We start from the raw sequence: 16,021 nt of genomic DNA, 5'->3' as shown, positions 1-16,021 counted from the left end.
GGATTGAGCATGACCAGCAGCCTCAACCTGGGCCCCAGCGCCCATGTCGACACTTTCACCCGGGACAACCTGCCGCCGGCCGAGATGTGGCCGGACATCCTGCTCGATGGCTTCGACTATCCGGACTACATCAACGTCGGCGTCGAGCTGACCGATCGCCTGGTCGAGAAGGGGCTCGGTGACCACATCGCCCTCATCGGCAACGGCCGCCAGCGCACCTACAAGGAGCTGACCGACTGGACCAACCGGATCGCCCATGCGCTGGTCGAGGACTATGGCGTCAAGCCCGGCAACCGGATCCTGATCCGCTCGGCCAACAACCCGGCCATGGTCGCCTGCTGGCTGGCTGCCACCAAGGCGGGCGCGGTCGTGGTCAACACCATGCCGATGCTGCGCGCGGGCGAACTGGCGAAGATTGTCGAGAAGGCCGAAATCTCTCTGGCGCTCTGCGACACGCGGCTGATGGACGAGCTGGTGGCCTGCGCCAAGGAGTCCACCCATCTGAAGAAGGTGATCGGCTTTGACGGCACCGCCAACCACGATGCCGAGCTTGACCGGGTCGCCCTGTCCAAGCCGGTGCGCTTCGAGGCGGTGAAGACGGGTCGCGATGACGTGGCGCTGCTGGGCTTCACCTCCGGCACCACCGGCGTGCCGAAGGCGACCATGCATTTCCACCGCGACATCCTGGTCATTGCCGACGGCTATGCCCGCGAGGTGCTGGGCGTGACGCCCGAGGACGTGTTCGTCGGCTCGCCGCCGCTCGCCTTCACCTTCGGCCTCGGCGGGCTTGCCGTCTTCCCGCTGCGCTTCGGCGCGGCTGCCGCGCTGCTGGAGACCGCCTCGCCGCCGAACCTGATCGAGATCATCCAGAAGTACCGCGCCACCGTCTGCTTCACCGCGCCGACCGCCTACCGCGTGATGCTAAAGGCGATGGAGGAGGGCGCGGACCTCTCCAGCCTCCGCGCTGCGGTGTCTGCCGGCGAGACGCTGCCCGCGCCCGTCTATGAGGAATGGATGGCCAAGACCGGCAAGCCGATGCTCGACGGCATCGGCGCGACGGAGATGCTGCACATCTTCATCTCCAACCGCTTCGGCGACAGCCATCCGGCCTGCACCGGCAAGCCGGTCACCGGCTACGAGGCCCGCATCGTCGACGAGAGCGGCACCGAGCTGAAGCGCGGCGAGGTCGGGCGCCTTGCGGTGCGCGGGCCGACCGGCTGCCGCTACCTCGCCGACCACCGCCAGGCCGGCTATGTCCAGAACGGCTGGAACATCACCGGCGATGCCTTCTGGCAGGACGAGGACGGCTATTTCCACTTCGCCGCCCGCAACGACGACATGATCGTCTCCGCCGGCTACAACATCGCCGGGCCGGAAGTGGAGGCCGCGCTGCTGTCGCATGACGATGTGCTTGAATGCGCGGTGATCGGCGCTGCCGACGAGGAGCGTGGCCAGATCGTCGAGGCGCATGTGGTGCTCGCCGCCGGGGTCGAGCCGGATGCGGCGACGGTCAAGCGGCTGCAGGATCACGTCAAGGCGGTGATCGCACCCTACAAGTACCCGCGCCGGATCCTCTTCACCGACGCCCTGCCCAAGACCCAGACCGGCAAGATCCAGCGTTTCCGCCTGCGCGAGACGAGCTGATCCGGTTGCCAGTCTGGCTGGCTCGCCTCTCCCCCCTCGAGGGGGAGAGGCCCCCGTCAGGAGGCAGCGGGGGGTAATCGGCGCAACAGGTCCCGTCTGGGCCGGTGGATGCTGATCCGCCGCACACCCCCCTCTCTCTGCTGGCGCAGACATCTCCCCCTCAAGGGGGAGAGGGCGCTGCGGTTGGCCGGATCGAAGCAGCACAAGGGTAGACGCACTGACGCAGCCCGCCCCAAGTCGTCCCAGGGGCCCCTTACTCCGCAGCCAGCCGGCGCAAGGCGCGGCTGAGATGTTCGATGAAGGCATTGGCGGCCGGCCCGGGTGGCCGGTCGCGGGATTTCAGCAGCATGACCTCGCGCGCGATCACCGGTTCGTCCAGCGGCACTGCGGCGAGGCTGTCCTGCCGGATTGCCGCCCTTGCGTAGGTCGGCAGCACCGCCACGCCCAGCCCGGCCTCGACCAGGGCCAGCGCGGTGGTCACCTGTGTCACCTCGAAGGCGATGCGCGGTGGTGTCTGCGCCGTCTCAAACCCCACCTCGACCAGCAGCCGGATCCCTGATTCGCGCGTCAGCGTGATCAGCGGCAGGTCCGCCAGCTCGCGCCACGCGACCCGGTCGCGGCCGGCCAGCGCACTCTGCGCCGGGCAAAACAGCATCAGGCTGTCACGGATCAGCGGCTGGCGTTCGATGTCATCATCGGCCGGCGGAAACGTGCCGATGCCGCAATCGGCCTTGGCCGTCCGGATGGCATCGAGGATCTGCTCCGTGCCCACATCCGAGAGCTGGACGACGATCCCCGGATAGGCGGCCTGAAACTCCGCGATCACCTTCGGCAGAACGTAGCTGGCCAGGAGGGGAGGGGCCGCGACCCTGAGCCTGCCACGCCGCCGTTCGGCCAGCATGTGCACCCCTTCCACCGCATGCTCCAGATCGTCCATGATCTTGGCGCCGGCAATATGGAACTCGCGTCCGGCATCCGTCAGTTCGACCCGGCGCGTCGTGCGGTCAAACAGGCGCACGCCCAGCTCGGCCTCCAGGTCCTTGATCGCCTGCGACAGGGCCGGCTGCGCCGTGTTGAGCCGCTTGGCGGCCATCGAAAAGCTGCCGGCCTCCGCAACGGCGAGGAACCCCTGGATCTGTTTCAGTGTCAGTTTCATCGCCGCCGCTCCGCTGCCGGCAAATTCATACGGAAAACGATATTAATTTATCCGATAAATCTGCCTTGTCGATAATTCATCTTTGACCGATCCTTTCCTCAACACAGCCCCCACGGCGCGGATCCGAAGGGCGGCGGACAGGTTTTGAGGAACAGAGGCCCGGACATGCACGATTACCCCGATCTCCAGCTCTACATCGGCGGCGCCTGGCGCAAGACGGCCGAGAGCCTGCCCGTGATCAATCCGGCCGATGAGACCGTGATCGGCAAGCTGCCCGTGGCCGCCACGTCCGATCTCGACGATGCGCTTGAAGCCGCCGCGCGCGGCTTCGAGATCTGGCGCCGGACCGCACCGATGCGCCGGGCCGAGATCATCCGCACGGCCGCCGGCCTGCTGCGCGCCCGCATCGACGAGATTGCCGCCGACATCACCCGCGAGCACGGCAAGCCCTTCCAGCAGGCCCGGCTCGAGGTCATCCGCGGCGCCGAGTTCTTTGAATGGGACGCGGGCGAGGCCGAGCGCATCTATGGTCGCGTGATCCCGAGCGAGCCCGGCATCCGCTACATCGTGCATCACCAGCCGATCGGCACGGTGGCGGCCTTCTCGCCCTGGAACTTCCCGCTCAGCCAGCCGGCCCGCAAGGTCGCCGGCGCGCTCGGGGCCGGATGCTCGATCATCCTGAAGGCGGCCGAGGAAACCCCCGCCGGCGCCTGGCACATCGCCCGCGCCTTCCATGACGCCGGCCTGCCGGCGGGCGTCCTGAACCTCGTCTTTGGCGTGCCGGCAACGATCTCGGATTACCTGATCCCGCAGCCGCAGGTCCGCCTCATCGCCTTCACCGGTTCGACCGTGGTCGGCAAGCACCTGACGGGTCTGGCCGCCCGCTATGCCAAGCCGGTGCTGATGGAACTCGGCGGCCACGCCCCGGTCATCGTCTGCGACGACGCCGACCCGGTGAAGGCCGGCGTCGCCTCCGCCATCCGCAAGGCGCGCAATGCCGGCCAGGTCTGCACCTCGCCGACCCGTTTCTTCGCGCATGAAAAGATCTTTGCCGCATACCGCGACGCCTTCGTCGAGCGTGCAAAGGCCGTGAAGATGGGCAACGGGCTTGATCCGGAGACCGAGATGGGCCCGACCGCCAACCACCGCCGCGTCGAGGCGATGGAGATGCTGGTGGCCGACGCGGTGGCCAAGGGCGCCAGGCTGCTGACTGGCGGTCAGCGCCCCAACACGCCCGGCTACTTCTATCCGGTCACCGTCCTGTCGGAAGTGCCGGACGATGCCCGGGTGATGCAGGAGGAGCCCTTCGGTCCGCTCGCCATCATCAATCCGGTGACGTCGCTGGACGAGGCGATCAGGCGCGCCAACAGCGTCCCCTATGGTCTGGCCGCCTACGCCTTCACCAATTCCGCCGCCAATGTCGACCGCATCACCGACGAGGTCGAGGCCGGCAACGTCTCGATCAACACGCTGGAAGCCTCGGTTGCCGCGACGCCCTTCGGCGGCGTCAAGGAAAGCGGCTTTGGCCGCGAAGGCGGGGCGGAAGGCATCCTGCATTACACGGTCGTCAAGACCGTCTCGCATCGCATGGAAATCTGACCGGCCGCGCTGGCTGCCCCGACCCCTTTCGACCGGCACCGGTCCCGCATGAGGTTGCTGACATGAAATACACCCGCAAGGACGCCAAGGCGCACGCATTCGCCACCATGCGCGGCATCTGGGCTGCGGCCCTGATGCCCTTCCGCGATGACCTCTCGATAGACGAGGAGGGCTTCCGCGCCAACATGAACCACTGGATCGACGATCTCGGCATCGACGGCTTCTTCATCGCCGGCAAGCAGGGCGAGTTCTTCTCCATGTCGCTCGACGAGCGCAAGCGCTGCTTTGACCTCGCCGTCGAGGCGGCCGGCGGCCGCGCCCAGACCATCATGTCCTGTTCCGACCAGAACATGGACGTGGTGATCGATCTTGCCCGCCATGCGCAGGCCTGCGGCGCCGACTACATCGTCGTGCATGCGCCGATCCTGCATTTCTTCAAGGCCCAGGACGAGACGCTGATCCGATACTACGAGACGATTGCCTCGAAGGTCGACATCGGCATCGCGCTGTGGTCGCATCCCGACAGCGGCTACCTGATGAGCCCGGAGCTGTGCAACCGCCTGGCCGACATCGAGAACGTCGTCGCGATCAAGTATTCCGTCCCGCGCGACATGTACAAGCGGCTGAGCGCGCTTGCCGGCGACCGCATCCTCGTCTCGACCGCCTCGGAAGAGGAGTGGCTGGACAACATCCTGGAGCTGAACTGGCAGCTGTATCTCTGCTCGTCGCCCCCGTATCTGATCCAGACCGCCGCCGACAAGCGCATGCGCGCCTATACGGATCTTGCCTTTGCCGGCAAGGCCGACGAGGCGCGCGCCATCAGTGCCTCGCTCGAGCCCGTCCGCCACGCGCTCAAGAGCACCCGCCCTGCCGAAAAGCCCCATTCGCACCAGAAGTACTGGCAGGACCTCCTGGGCCAGACCGGTGGCCGGGTCCGCCCGCCGCTGCTCGAGCTCACCGAAGAAGAAAAAGCCCGCACACGGGCCGCATTTGACGCTTGCGGGCTCAAGCTCGCGTGACCTTGCCTCGAAGAGGAGATCAGTGATGGCAAGACTTCAGGCCTTCAATTTCCAGAAGTGGATCGACGAGCACAAGCACCTGCTGAAGCCGCCCGTCGGCAACCAGATGGTGTTCAAGGATTCCGACCTGATGGTCACCGTTGTCGGCGGGCCGAACAAGCGGACCGACTACCACGACGATCCGGTGGAGGAGTTCTTCTACCAGCTCAAGGGCGACATGCTGCTGAAGCTCTACGACGGCAAGGAGTTCTACGACGTGCCGATCCGCGAGGGCGATGTGTTCCTGCTGCCGCCGCACGTGCGTCACTCGCCGCAGCGCCCGCAGGAAGGCTCCATCGGCCTTGTCATCGAGCCGGCGCGCCCGGACGGCGCCCTGGATGCGGTCGAATGGTACTGTTTCGAGTGCCAGGCTCTGGTGCACCGCGCCGAGGTCGACCTTGAGTCGATCGTCGATGACCTGCCGCCGATCTACAAGGCGTTCTACGCCGACGAAGCCAAGCGCACCTGCCCGAATTGCGGCACGATCCATCCGGGCAAGGAGCCGCCGGAGGGCTGGGTGAAGCTCTAATTGTTTTAGGCTTGAAATATTCAGCGACACTGTGCAAGCTGATGGCCGACAACAAGATCAAGACCGGGGCCGGCGCCAGACGCCGGTATCCGGCTGAATGCCGCAAGGCAAAAAACAGAGGGTGAAGACATGAGGAAGACACTGTTTCTGGCCGCAGCAGGCATTGCTGCGCTGATGAGCGGAACTGCCCTGGCGCAGGACCCGCTGAAGATCGGCATGATCACGACCCTGTCCGGCCCGGCCGGCTATCTCGGTCAGGACATCCGCGACGGCATGCTGCTTGCCATCGAGATGGAAGGCGGCAAGCTGGGCGGCGTGCCCGTCGAGCTGGTTGTCGAGGACGACGGCCTGAAGCCGGGCAACGGCCGCCAGATCGCCGAGAAGTTCATGAACGACGAGGGCATGAAGCTGCTGACCGGCATCGTGTTCTCCAACGTGGCCGGCGCGACCGTTCCCGACATCGTCAACAACGGCGGCATCTACATCTCGCCGAACGCCGGGCCGTCCAACCTGGCCGGTGCGGAGTGCCACGAGAACTATTTCGTCGTCTCCTGGCAGAACGACGCGCTGCATGAGGCCGCCGGTGCCGCTGCCAAGAAGCTCGGCTTCAAGAAGGCCTTCGTGCTGGCCCCGAACTACCAGGCCGGCAAGGACGCCATCAACGGCTTCAAGCGCACCTTCGGCGGCGAGATCGTCGGCGAGATCTACACCCAGCTCGACCAGACCGACTTTGCCTCGGAAATGGCCCAGATCCGCGCGGCCGATCCGGAAGTCGTGTTCCAGTTCCATCCGGGCGGCCTCGGCATCGCCTTCCTGAAGCAGTATGCCCAGGCCGGTCTCAACGGCCAGATCCCGATGGTCCTGTCCGAGCCCTCGACCGACGCGGTGGTGCTCAATGCCGTCGGCGATGCCGCCATCGGCATCTTCGCGACCGCCCACTGGAACCGCGACTTCGAGAACGACGCCAACCTCGAGTTCGTGCAGGCCTGGGACAAGAAGTACGGCCGTCCGATCACCTATTACGCCTCCCAGGGCTACGACACGGCCAAGCTGATCGCCTCGGCCCTCGCCAAGACCGGCGGCGTCGAGGACATCGACAAGTTCCGCGAGGCCGTCCGTGCGGCCGACTTCAAGAGCGTCCGCGGCGACTTCAAGTTCGGCAAGAACCAGCATCCGGTGCATGACTGGTATCTGCTCGACATCGTCGCCGGTGCGGATGGCAAGCCGACCGCAGTCACCAAGGACAAGCTCCTGGACGACTACGGCGACGCTTACGCCGACCAGTGCAAGATGTAAGCTGACAGACGCGGCGCGGCAGCCTCCTGCCGCGCCGCCGATGTCTCCGCAGCGCGCAAGCGTTTGCCGGAGGACGCATCCTGCGGCCGCCGGCGACCCTTGCCGTCCGGTTCATCATGGCCGGACGGTCCGCGCAGGCTTGGGCAGCTAGTCATCGGGCGGGCGAATGATCCTCGTTCTCGAACAAATCCTGAATGGCCTCCAGTACGGCGTGATGCTGTTCCTGCTGGCGGCCGGCTTGACCCTGATCTTCGGCATCATGGGTGTCATCAACCTGGCGCACGGGTCGCTCTACATGGTCGGCGCCTATGCCGGCACCTATGTCGCTGCCCAGACCGGCAGCTTCTGGCTGGGCTTGCCGGCCGCGCTCGCCGCCGCCGCCGTCACCGGCCTCGCGATCGAGGCGCTGGTGATCCGGAAACTCTACAATCGCGATCATCTGGACCAGGTTTTGGCGACCTTCGCCCTCATCCTGATGTTCAACCAGCTCATCGTGATGCTGTTCGGTCGCTCGCCGGTGTTCACCATGCTCCCGGCCGCCTTCGAGGGCTCGGTCGAGATCCTGCCCGGGCTGTTCTATCCGCCCTACCGCCTGCTGATCATCGGCTCCGGCCTGCTGGTCGCGGTCGGGCTCTATTTCCTGATCAACCGCACGCGGATCGGGATGCTGGTGCGCGCCGGCTCGACCAACCGCGACATGGTCCGGGCCCTCGGCGTCGACATCCGGCTGCTCTACACCGTGGTCTTCGGGCTCGGAGCGCTGCTGGCAGGGCTCGCCGGCTACATGGCCGGGCCGATCCTGGCCGTGCAGGTCGGCATGGGCGAGCAGATCCTGCTGGCCACCTTCGTCGTCGTCGTCATCGGCGGGGTCGGGTCGATCCGCGGTGCCTTCGTCGCCGGCATCGGGCTCGGTGTCATCGACACCTGCCTGCGCGCTTTCCTTCCGGGGCTCCTGCGCAATGTCATGGCAGGGCCGGAGGCTGACGCGCTCGGCGTGGGCATCTCGTCGATGGGCATCTATCTGCTGATGGCCATTGTCCTTCTCATCCGGCCCAAGGGCCTGTTTGCTGCGGGGTCGTGATGCGCAACAGGCTTCTTGCCCTTCTCCTGATCGTCGGCCTCGCTGCCCTGCCGACGCTGACTGCCGAATTCGGCCACGCCTCGCTGCTGGCGCTCGCCACCCGCATCCTGATCTACGGCATGGCGGCGGCAAGCCTCAACTTCGTGCTGGGCTACGGCGGCATGGTGAGCTTCGGCCACGCGGCCTTCTTCGGCATCGGCGCCTATGTGGTCGGCATCCTGGCCACGCACCATGCCAGCGGCGAGCCGCTGTTCGGCATCATCCCCGGCACCGACCAGATGCTGGTGACGCTGCCGCTCGCCGTGCTGGTGGCCGGCGCCTTCGCGGCCGCGATCGGTGCCCTGTCCCTGCGCACCGGCGGCGTCCAGTTCATCATGATCACGCTGGCCTTCGCCCAGATGCTGTTCTTCCTCTTCGTCTCGCTGAAGGCCTATGGCGGAGAGGACGGCATCATCATCAACCGCACCAATGCGCTGCCCGGCCTGAACATGCGCGACAAGGCGACCTTCTATTATGTCGTCCTCGTCATCACCGTGCTGTTCTTCTTCGGCCTGCGCCGGCTCACCCGGTCAAGCTTCGGCACGGTGATCTCCGGCATCCGGCAGAACGAGCGCCGCATGGCCGCGCTCGGCATCCCGGCCTATCGCTACAAGCTCTATGCCTTCATCCTGTCGGGCATGGGCGCGGGGCTGGCCGGCGCGCTGATGGCGAACTTCCTGCGCTTCGCCTCGCCGGACATGATGCACTGGACCAAGTCCGGCGAGCTGATGATCATGGTCATCCTCGGTGGCGTCGGCACGCTGTTCGGACCGTTCCTCGGGGCAGGGGCCTTCCTCATCCTCGAGACGTTCCTCGCCGAATGGTCCGAGCACTGGCCCTTTGCCCTCGGCCTGATCCTGCTCATCGTGGTGCTTGGCACCCGCGGCGGGCTGCAGGCCGCCATCCAGCGTGTCACCACACTTGTCCGGGGAGGGGCCAAATGAGCGTCATCCTGTCCATCGAGGGGCTGGTGAAGACCTTCGGCGGCCTCATCGCCACCGATCACGTCAGCCTCGAGGTGCGCGAGGGCGAGATCCACGCCCTGATCGGACCGAACGGGGCCGGCAAGTCGACCCTGATCAACCAGCTCTGCGGCGAGCTTGTCTCCGACGCCGGCACGATCCATCTGGCCGGCAAGGAGATCACCGGCCTGAAGGTGCCGGACCGGGTTGCCCTCGGCCTGGGCCGCACCTTCCAGATCACCAGCCTGCTCGACGAGATGACGGTGCTGGAGAATGTCGGCATGGCCATCCAGGTGCGCGAAGGTCACAACTTCCGCATCCTGGACCTGGTCAGCCGCCGCCGGACGATCTGGCAGGAGGCCGAGCAGCGGATCGCCGACAGCGGCCTGTCGACCCGCGCCGGCATCCGGGTGGCCGACCTCTCCCACGGCGAGAAGAAACAGCTGGAACTGCTTGTGGCGCTTGCCATGAAGCCGCGCCTCCTTCTCCTCGACGAGCCGATGGCCGGCCTCGGCCATGTCGAGAGCCAGGCCATGATCGGCATGCTGCGCGAGACCCGCAAGACCGCCGCCATGCTGCTGGTCGAGCATGACATGGAGGCCGTGTTCGCGCTCGCCGACCGCATCTCCGTGCTCGTCTACGGCCGTGTCATCGCAAGCGGCACCGTCGACGAGATCCGCAACAATCCGGCCGTGCGCGAGGCCTATCTCGGAGCGGAGGACGAACTGTGCTGAGCGTCTCCAACCTTCAGGCGGCCTATGGCAAGAGCCAGGTGCTGTTCGACGTCAATCTCGAGATCCGCGACGGCGAGGTCGTGACCCTCATGGGCCGCAACGGCATGGGCAAGACCACGACCGTGCGCTGCATCATGGGGCTGCTGGCCCCGCGGGGCGGGGCCATCCAGTTCGAGGGCGTGGCCACGGCCGGCCTTGCCCCCGAGCGGATCGCCCGCCTCGGGGCGGGGCTCGTGCCGGAGGGGCGGCAGATCTTCCCGACCCTCAAGGTGCGCGAGAACCTCATTGCCACGGCCGCCAACCGCCTCAAGCGCCCGGATCCCTGGACGCTGGAGCGGGTCTACACCCTGTTTCCGCGCCTCAAGGAACGCGCCGAGCAGGTGGCCGGCACCCTGTCGGGCGGCGAGCAGCAGATGCTGGCGGTCGGTCGCGCGCTGATGACCAATCCGCGCCTCCTCATCCTCGACGAGGCGACCGAAGGCCTTGCGCCGGTGATCCGCACGGAGATCTGGCACTGCATCGAGCATCTCAAGCAGCAGGGCCAGTCGATCCTCCTGATCGACAAGAACCTTTCCGTTCTCAAGCGGCTCGCCGACCGGCACTACATCGTGGAGAAGGGCAAGACCGTGTGGAGTGGAACCGGGGCCGACATGGAGCGGGACGCGGAGCGGGTGCAGACCTATGTCGGGCTCTGACCTCACCGTCGCGCTGGTCGGCTGGGGGGCGATTGCCCGCCGGGTCGGCGCCTTGCTGGCGGCACGCCGGGCACCCGTGCGTCTGGTGGCGGTGGCCACCCGCGAGGCGGCCGCGGAGCTTGACGGGCTGCCCGAGGGCTGCCGGCACATCTCGACGCCCGACGACCTGACGCGCGGGGCCGGGCTTCTGCCCCGCCTCGTGGTCGAGGCGGCCGGTCGCGAGAGCGTCGCGCCCTGGGGCGAGGCCGCGTTGCGGGCCGGCATGGATTTCGCCGTGTCCTCCACCTCGGCCTTTGCCAGCGGGCCGCTGCTCGATGCGTTTCTCGACCTTGCCCGCCAGCATGGCGGCCAGATCCTGATCCCGCCCGGCGCGCTCGGTGGGATTGACGCGCTCTCTGCGGCCTCCCGGCTCGGGCTTGCCCGGGTCCGGCACGAGATCATCAAGCCGCCGGCGGCCTGGCGCGGCACGCCGGCCGAGACGGCCTGCGACCTCGACGCGCTTGCGTCTGCCTTCGTCTTCTTCGCCGGAACCGCGCGGCAGGCCGCCGCTGCCTACCCGCAGAACGCCAACGTGGCCGTCATCTCCGCGCTGGCCGGGCTCGGTCTCGATCGCACCGAGGTCGCCCTCGTTGCCGATCCTGCGGCCACCGGCAACAGCCATCGCATCCTGGCCGAGGGCGACTTCGGCGAGATGGAGCTGAAGCTCACCAACCGCCCGCTCGCCACCAACCCGAAGTCGTCGGAGATGACCGCGCTGTCGCTGGTCCGGCTGATCGAGAACCGCGCCGGGCATCTGGTGCTGTGAGCCGGCCACGCGCGTCCGCCCACTCATCTGTCACCCCTCCGCCCGCCCCTCCGGCTGAAAGGAACCCTCTTCATGTCCGATGTGCCTGCCTCTGCCGCCTCCCTGATTGCCGAAGGGGCCTGGCCGCGCGACCGGCTGGACGTCGACTACACCGCCCGCAACTGTGTCGCGCCGGAGCGCTTCACCGAGATCATCGCCGCCTACCTGGCGCGCTCCGCCCCGGCGCGGGCAATGGCCGGCGCCCGGCTCGATCTGGTCTATGACGCAAGGAGCGGGGAGAAGCTCGACCTCTACGGCACGCGGGCAGGGGAGCTGCGCCCGCTGGTCCTGTTCATCCATGGCGGCTACTGGCGTGCCCTGTCCAAGGACCACTCGGCCTTCATGGCGCCCATGCTCGCCGACCTCGGCATTGCCTCGGCCGCGCCGGACTACACCCTCGCCCCTGGCGCAAGCCTCACGGAAATCACCCGGCAGATGCGGTCCGCGCTCGCCTTTCTCTGGCGCGAGGCCGACAGCCTCGGCATCGACCGCCGGCGGATCGTCGTTACCGGCAGCTCGGCCGGCGGACATCTTGCCGGCACGCTGATGATGACGGGCTGGCAGCAGGAGTTCGGCCTGCCCGGCCAGGTGCTGAAGGGCGCGCTGCCGCTCAGCGGCCTGTTCGAGCTTGCCCCCGTCGCCGGCAGCCATGTGCAGGACTGGATGCAGCTGACCCCGGCCGAGATCGAGAGCCTCAGCCCGCTGCGCCGCACGGCCGGGGCCCCGCAGGCGGTGATCGCGGTCGCCGAACACGAGACGGCGGGATTTCACCGTCAGACCCGGGCCTATGCCGAGGCGCTCGGCAGACCTGAGCTCCTCGTCCGGAACCGCAACCATTTCGACATTGTCTTCGATCTCTGCGACCCGGCGACGGATGTCGGTCGCGCCCTGCTGGCGCTGGTCAGCGCCTGAGGCCAAGGCCATGGGATGCCGACACATCGCGCCCTCGACTGGCTGATGCGCGGCAGCGCCTGACCACCGCGCAAGGCGTGAGCGGCATCTGCAGCCGGTACCGGGGCCGCGTCACGTGGCCCGGAATCACCTCCCCATCGCGAGCGCTCCGGGTCCGCCAGGATCCGGGGCGCTCGGCGTTTCAAGGTGCCGCGTCGCCGGCCGCGCCCGCCGTTCGCCCGTCTTTCGCCCGCCTTTCGCCCGCCCTTCGTCCGCCCTTGGTCCTTTTGGCACGCACTTCGCCCGCATCTGGCCCCCGTCGGACAGCCGCCGCGCGCTGCCGGGTGCCCCCGAGAACTGCACTGCGCGAAAAAAGTCAGGCGGCTCACATCCGGCATCCATAGACAGTGCCTCTGGATGCCATAGCTGCCGTGAATATGTCAGTTACATGACATCGTTTGGCTAGGTGCCGGCATCATCTCATGTTTTTCGGCGACAGACTGTAATCATTCTGTAACATTCGACGTCCTGGAAAAAGGTCCTTCCGCAGGATGCACTTGCACTGTCATCAAAACTTCATTTCAAATTTTCAACCGGCCAGTAACTCGTCATCCGATTGTTACAAAACCATGGCTCTTGTCGCCCCATAACGAGATCAACAAACGGGGCGTCCGGTGATCACCTTTGAAGGCGTAACCAAGCAGTTCGGCTCGCGCACGGCCGTCAACAACGTCACCTTTTCGATCGACAAGCCGCAGATGGTCGGCATCATCGGCCGCTCCGGCGCCGGGAAGTCGACGCTCCTGCGCATGATCAACCGGCTCACGCCGGCCACCTCGGGCCGCATCGTCATCGAGGGCCGCGACGTGCTTGCGCTGTCCGGTACGGCGCAGCGCCGCTGGCAGCGCGACTGCGCCATGATCTTCCAGCAGTTCAACCTGGTGCCGCGTCTTGATGTGCTCACCAACGTGCTGCTCGGCCGCCTCAACATGCACGGCACGCTGCCGTCCATGTTCAAGCTCTTCACCCGTGAGGAGCGGGCTCAGGCCCTCGTGAACCTTGACCGTCTGGGCATTGCCGAGACGGCGCTGCAGCGTGCGGAAAACCTGTCCGGTGGCCAGCAGCAGCGCGTGGCGATTGCCCGCGCCCTGACGCAGCAGCCGCGCATGCTGCTTGCCGACGAGCCGATTGCCTCGCTCGACCCGATGAACGCCCAGGTCGTCATGGATGCCCTGAAGCGCATCAATGTCGAGGACGGCCTCACCGTCATCTGCAACCTGCACACGCTCGACACCGCCCGCAACTACTGCGACCGCGTCATCGGCATGCGCGATGGCCGCATCGTGTTCGACGGCGGTCCGAACGAGCTGACCACGGCCGCTGCCCGCGAGATCTACGGGGCGGGCGAGAACTTCGACGAGGCCTCGACCTCGACCTCCCTGGCTGGCGGCCGCGTGGCTGCGCCGGAGATTGCCGCTTCCGCCGGTGCGATGACGCCGGTGGCGACGGCAGCGGTGTGATCCCGCTGCCCTTCAATTGTCATCCATCGTCTGCATCCTCGGAGTACAGGACATGACCTTTCTGTCGAAAATCGCTTCCGCTGCCGCGGTGAGCCTCGTTGCCCTGACCGCCACCCAGGCCGTCGCGGCCGAGCCGATCAAGGAATTCCGCATCGGCCTGCTCGGCGGCGAAAACGAAGCCGACCGCCTGCGCTCGAACGAGTGCCTCGTCAAGCGCTTTGAAAAGCTGCTCGGCGTGCCGGTCAAGCTGTTCCCGGCTGCTGACTACGCCGGCACCATGGAAGGCCTGAAGGGCGGCAACCTCGACTACGCCGAACTGGGCGCCTCCGCCTATGCCGGCATCCAGATCGACGCCCCGGGCACCGTCGAGCCGGTCGTGACGACCGAGCAGATCGACGGTTCCACCGGCTATGTCTCCGTCATGCTGGTCAAGGCCGACAGCCCCTACGAGAAGGTCGCCGACCTGAAGGGCAAGAAGCTCGGCTACGCTGACCCGAACTCGACCTCTGGCTACCTGGTTCCGGTCGTCGCCCTTGCCAAGGAAGGCTTCAAGGACACCGAGTTCTTCGGGTCCACCACCTTCGCTGGCGGCCATGAGCAGTCCGTTCTCGCCGTCGTCAACGGCGACGTCGACGCTGGCGTGACCTGGGCTTCGGGCGTTGGCAAGTGGGAAGAAGGCTACTCCAACGGCAACCTGCGCAAGATGGTCGACAAGGGCATGCTCGACATGTCGACCGTGCGTCAGGTCTGGCAGTCGCCGATCATCCCGAACGGCCCGATCGTGATGCGCTCGACCCTGCCGCAGGACGTGAAGGACAAGGTCAAGGCCTCGCTGCTGTCGTTCCACCAGGACGACAAGGACTGCCTCTACAAGGTGGCTGCTGGCGAGATCAACCGCTACGTCCCGGTCGAGCCGGCCTTCTATGACACCATCATCGAAGCCCGCAAGGCGACCATCAAGAAGTAATCCCTGAAAACGGGAAGGGCGCGGGCATGCTCGCGCCCTTCTTGTGTCTGCATGCCGGCGCCGGGCCGGCCCCGCACGGGGCCCCGACCGCCCCGCGCCCGTCCCCAGCCTTGGAGCCCTCGCCTTGTCCGCGCAAGCAACCCTGTCGCAAAATCCGCGCCTCCGGGAGATCGGCGACGCCTATGCCCGTCTGTCCCGCAACCGGAGCCTCTACACGCTGCTTCTGATCGTCGTCTGTGCGGTCATCATCGTCGGCGGGTTCATGGTGGCCGACGAGGCGAATTCCGGCAGCTTCTGGGGCGGCCTGTCGAACTTCTTCGACTATCCGGCCGACATCATCACCGGCACCTATGCCGCCGGCTGGGGCTGGTTCGCGATCGTCTGGGGCTACATGCCCTTCCTGGTCGAGACCATCAACATCGCCATCCTCTCGACGATCCTCGGCTTCGCCCTCGGCGCGCTGCTCAGCTTCGTTGCCAGCCGCAACCTGGTCCGCAACAGGGTGCTGGTCTTCTGCATGCGCCGGATCATGGACATCTGCCGCGCCTTTCCGGAGCTGGTGATCGCGCTGGTGCTGGTGCTGTCGCTCGGCCCGACCCCGCTGGCGGCCGTGATCGCCGTGGCCTTCCACACCATCGGGGCGCTGGCCAAGCTGTTTTCGGAAGTGAACGAGAACGCCGACATGAAGCCGGTCGACGGCCTCAAGTCGGTGGGGGCGACCTGGGGCCAGCAGATGCGCTTCGGTGTCCTGCCGCAGGTGCTGCCGAACTTCCTGTCCTACGGGCTGCTGCGCCTGGAGATCAATGTCCGCGCCTCCGCGATCCTCGGCTTCGTCGGTGCCGGCGGCCTCGGCGCAGAGCTGAAGAAGGTCGTCGACTGGAACTACGCCGCCGACATCTCCGCCATCATCGTCCTGCTCGTCGCCGCCGTCATCGGCATCGACTATCTGTCCGGCTGGGCGCGCCGTGCCCTCATCGGCAAGACCGGCACCATCTGAGGCCCGCGC

The 16,021-nt window shown here is 66.8% G+C and carries 15 protein-coding genes; 14 read left to right on the top strand and 1 reads right to left on the bottom strand.

The window, feature by feature from the left end; genetic code table 11:
- Positions 1–9 precede the first annotated feature (9 nt).
- The gene (locus GWI72_RS08120; protein ID WP_161708316.1) at positions 10–1,644 is read left to right on the top strand and encodes an AMP-binding protein; all 1,635 of its coding nucleotides are present in this window, start codon (positions 10–12) and stop codon (positions 1,642–1,644) included.
- Between the two features lie 253 nt (positions 1,645–1,897).
- On the opposite strand, the gene GWI72_RS08115 is transcribed toward GWI72_RS08120, so the two are convergent.
- Positions 1,898–2,800 (bottom strand): LysR family transcriptional regulator, encoded by a 903-nt coding sequence (locus GWI72_RS08115; RefSeq protein WP_161708315.1) that lies wholly within the window; start codon positions 2,798–2,800, stop codon positions 1,898–1,900.
- A 165-nt stretch (positions 2,801–2,965) separates the two neighbouring features.
- Between GWI72_RS08115 and GWI72_RS08110 the strand changes: the two genes are divergently transcribed.
- The 13 genes from GWI72_RS08110 to phnE all read left to right on the top strand — a co-directional run bounded on the left by GWI72_RS08110 (position 2,966) and on the right by phnE (position 16,012).
- On the top strand, positions 2,966–4,399 hold the full coding sequence (locus GWI72_RS08110) for an NAD-dependent succinate-semialdehyde dehydrogenase (RefSeq protein ID WP_161673630.1): 1,434 nt from the start codon (positions 2,966–2,968) through the stop codon (positions 4,397–4,399).
- Positions 4,400–4,461: 62 nt separating this feature from the next.
- Entirely contained in the window at positions 4,462–5,418 is a 957-nt protein-coding gene (locus GWI72_RS08105; RefSeq protein ID WP_161708314.1) for a dihydrodipicolinate synthase family protein, read from the top strand.
- 25 nt (positions 5,419–5,443) lie between these two features.
- A complete protein-coding gene (locus tag GWI72_RS08100) occupies positions 5,444–5,986 on the top strand; it encodes a 3-hydroxyanthranilate 3,4-dioxygenase (protein WP_161708313.1) in 543 nt (180 codons plus the stop codon).
- Between the two features lie 129 nt (positions 5,987–6,115).
- Positions 6,116–7,282: an ABC transporter substrate-binding protein gene (locus GWI72_RS08095; protein ID WP_161708312.1), complete on the top strand. Its 1,167-nt coding sequence runs from the start codon at positions 6,116–6,118 to the stop codon at positions 7,280–7,282.
- A 166-nt stretch (positions 7,283–7,448) separates the two neighbouring features.
- Positions 7,449–8,363 carry a branched-chain amino acid ABC transporter permease gene (locus GWI72_RS08090; protein ID WP_161673623.1) on the top strand — a complete coding sequence of 305 codons (915 nt, stop codon included), beginning with the start codon at positions 7,449–7,451 and terminating at the stop codon, positions 8,361–8,363.
- Positions 8,363–9,346, top strand: coding sequence for a branched-chain amino acid ABC transporter permease (locus GWI72_RS08085; protein ID WP_161673621.1), 984 nt, complete (start codon positions 8,363–8,365; stop codon positions 9,344–9,346). Before GWI72_RS08090 ends, GWI72_RS08085 begins: the two co-directional genes overlap by 1 nt.
- Complete coding sequence (locus tag GWI72_RS08080; protein WP_161708311.1) at positions 9,343–10,098, top strand: ABC transporter ATP-binding protein; 756 nt, start codon at positions 9,343–9,345, stop codon at positions 10,096–10,098. Before GWI72_RS08085 ends, GWI72_RS08080 begins: the two co-directional genes overlap by 4 nt.
- Positions 10,092–10,793 carry an ATP-binding cassette domain-containing protein gene (locus GWI72_RS08075; RefSeq protein ID WP_161708310.1) on the top strand — a complete coding sequence of 234 codons (702 nt, stop codon included), beginning with the start codon at positions 10,092–10,094 and terminating at the stop codon, positions 10,791–10,793. The genes GWI72_RS08080 and GWI72_RS08075 overlap by 7 nt, the downstream gene beginning before the upstream one ends.
- Positions 10,780–11,598, top strand: a complete 819-nt coding sequence (locus GWI72_RS08070) for an aspartate dehydrogenase (RefSeq protein ID WP_161708309.1) — start codon at positions 10,780–10,782, stop codon at positions 11,596–11,598. The genes GWI72_RS08075 and GWI72_RS08070 overlap by 14 nt, the downstream gene beginning before the upstream one ends.
- Before the next feature lie 72 nt (positions 11,599–11,670).
- On the top strand, positions 11,671–12,549 hold the full coding sequence (locus GWI72_RS08065; RefSeq protein ID WP_161708308.1) for an alpha/beta hydrolase: 879 nt from the start codon (positions 11,671–11,673) through the stop codon (positions 12,547–12,549).
- Positions 12,550–13,202: 653 nt separating this feature from the next.
- Entirely contained in the window at positions 13,203–14,048 is an 846-nt protein-coding gene (phnC, locus tag GWI72_RS08060; protein WP_161673610.1) for a phosphonate ABC transporter ATP-binding protein, read from the top strand.
- 52 nt (positions 14,049–14,100) lie between these two features.
- A complete protein-coding gene (gene phnD / locus GWI72_RS08055) occupies positions 14,101–15,015 on the top strand; it encodes a phosphonate ABC transporter substrate-binding protein (RefSeq protein WP_161673609.1) in 915 nt (304 codons plus the stop codon).
- Between the two features lie 124 nt (positions 15,016–15,139).
- The gene (phnE, locus tag GWI72_RS08050) at positions 15,140–16,012 is read left to right on the top strand and encodes a phosphonate ABC transporter, permease protein PhnE (RefSeq protein ID WP_161708307.1); all 873 of its coding nucleotides are present in this window, start codon (positions 15,140–15,142) and stop codon (positions 16,010–16,012) included.
- The last annotated feature ends 9 nt before the right edge of the window (positions 16,013–16,021 follow it).

It is taken from the genome of Pannonibacter sp. XCT-53 (genome assembly GCF_009915765.1).
Taxonomy (GTDB): domain Bacteria; phylum Pseudomonadota; class Alphaproteobacteria; order Rhizobiales; family Stappiaceae; genus Pannonibacter; species Pannonibacter tanglangensis.
Note: the sequence above shows the minus strand (reverse complement) of the source record. Positions and strands in the feature narration are given on the sequence as shown.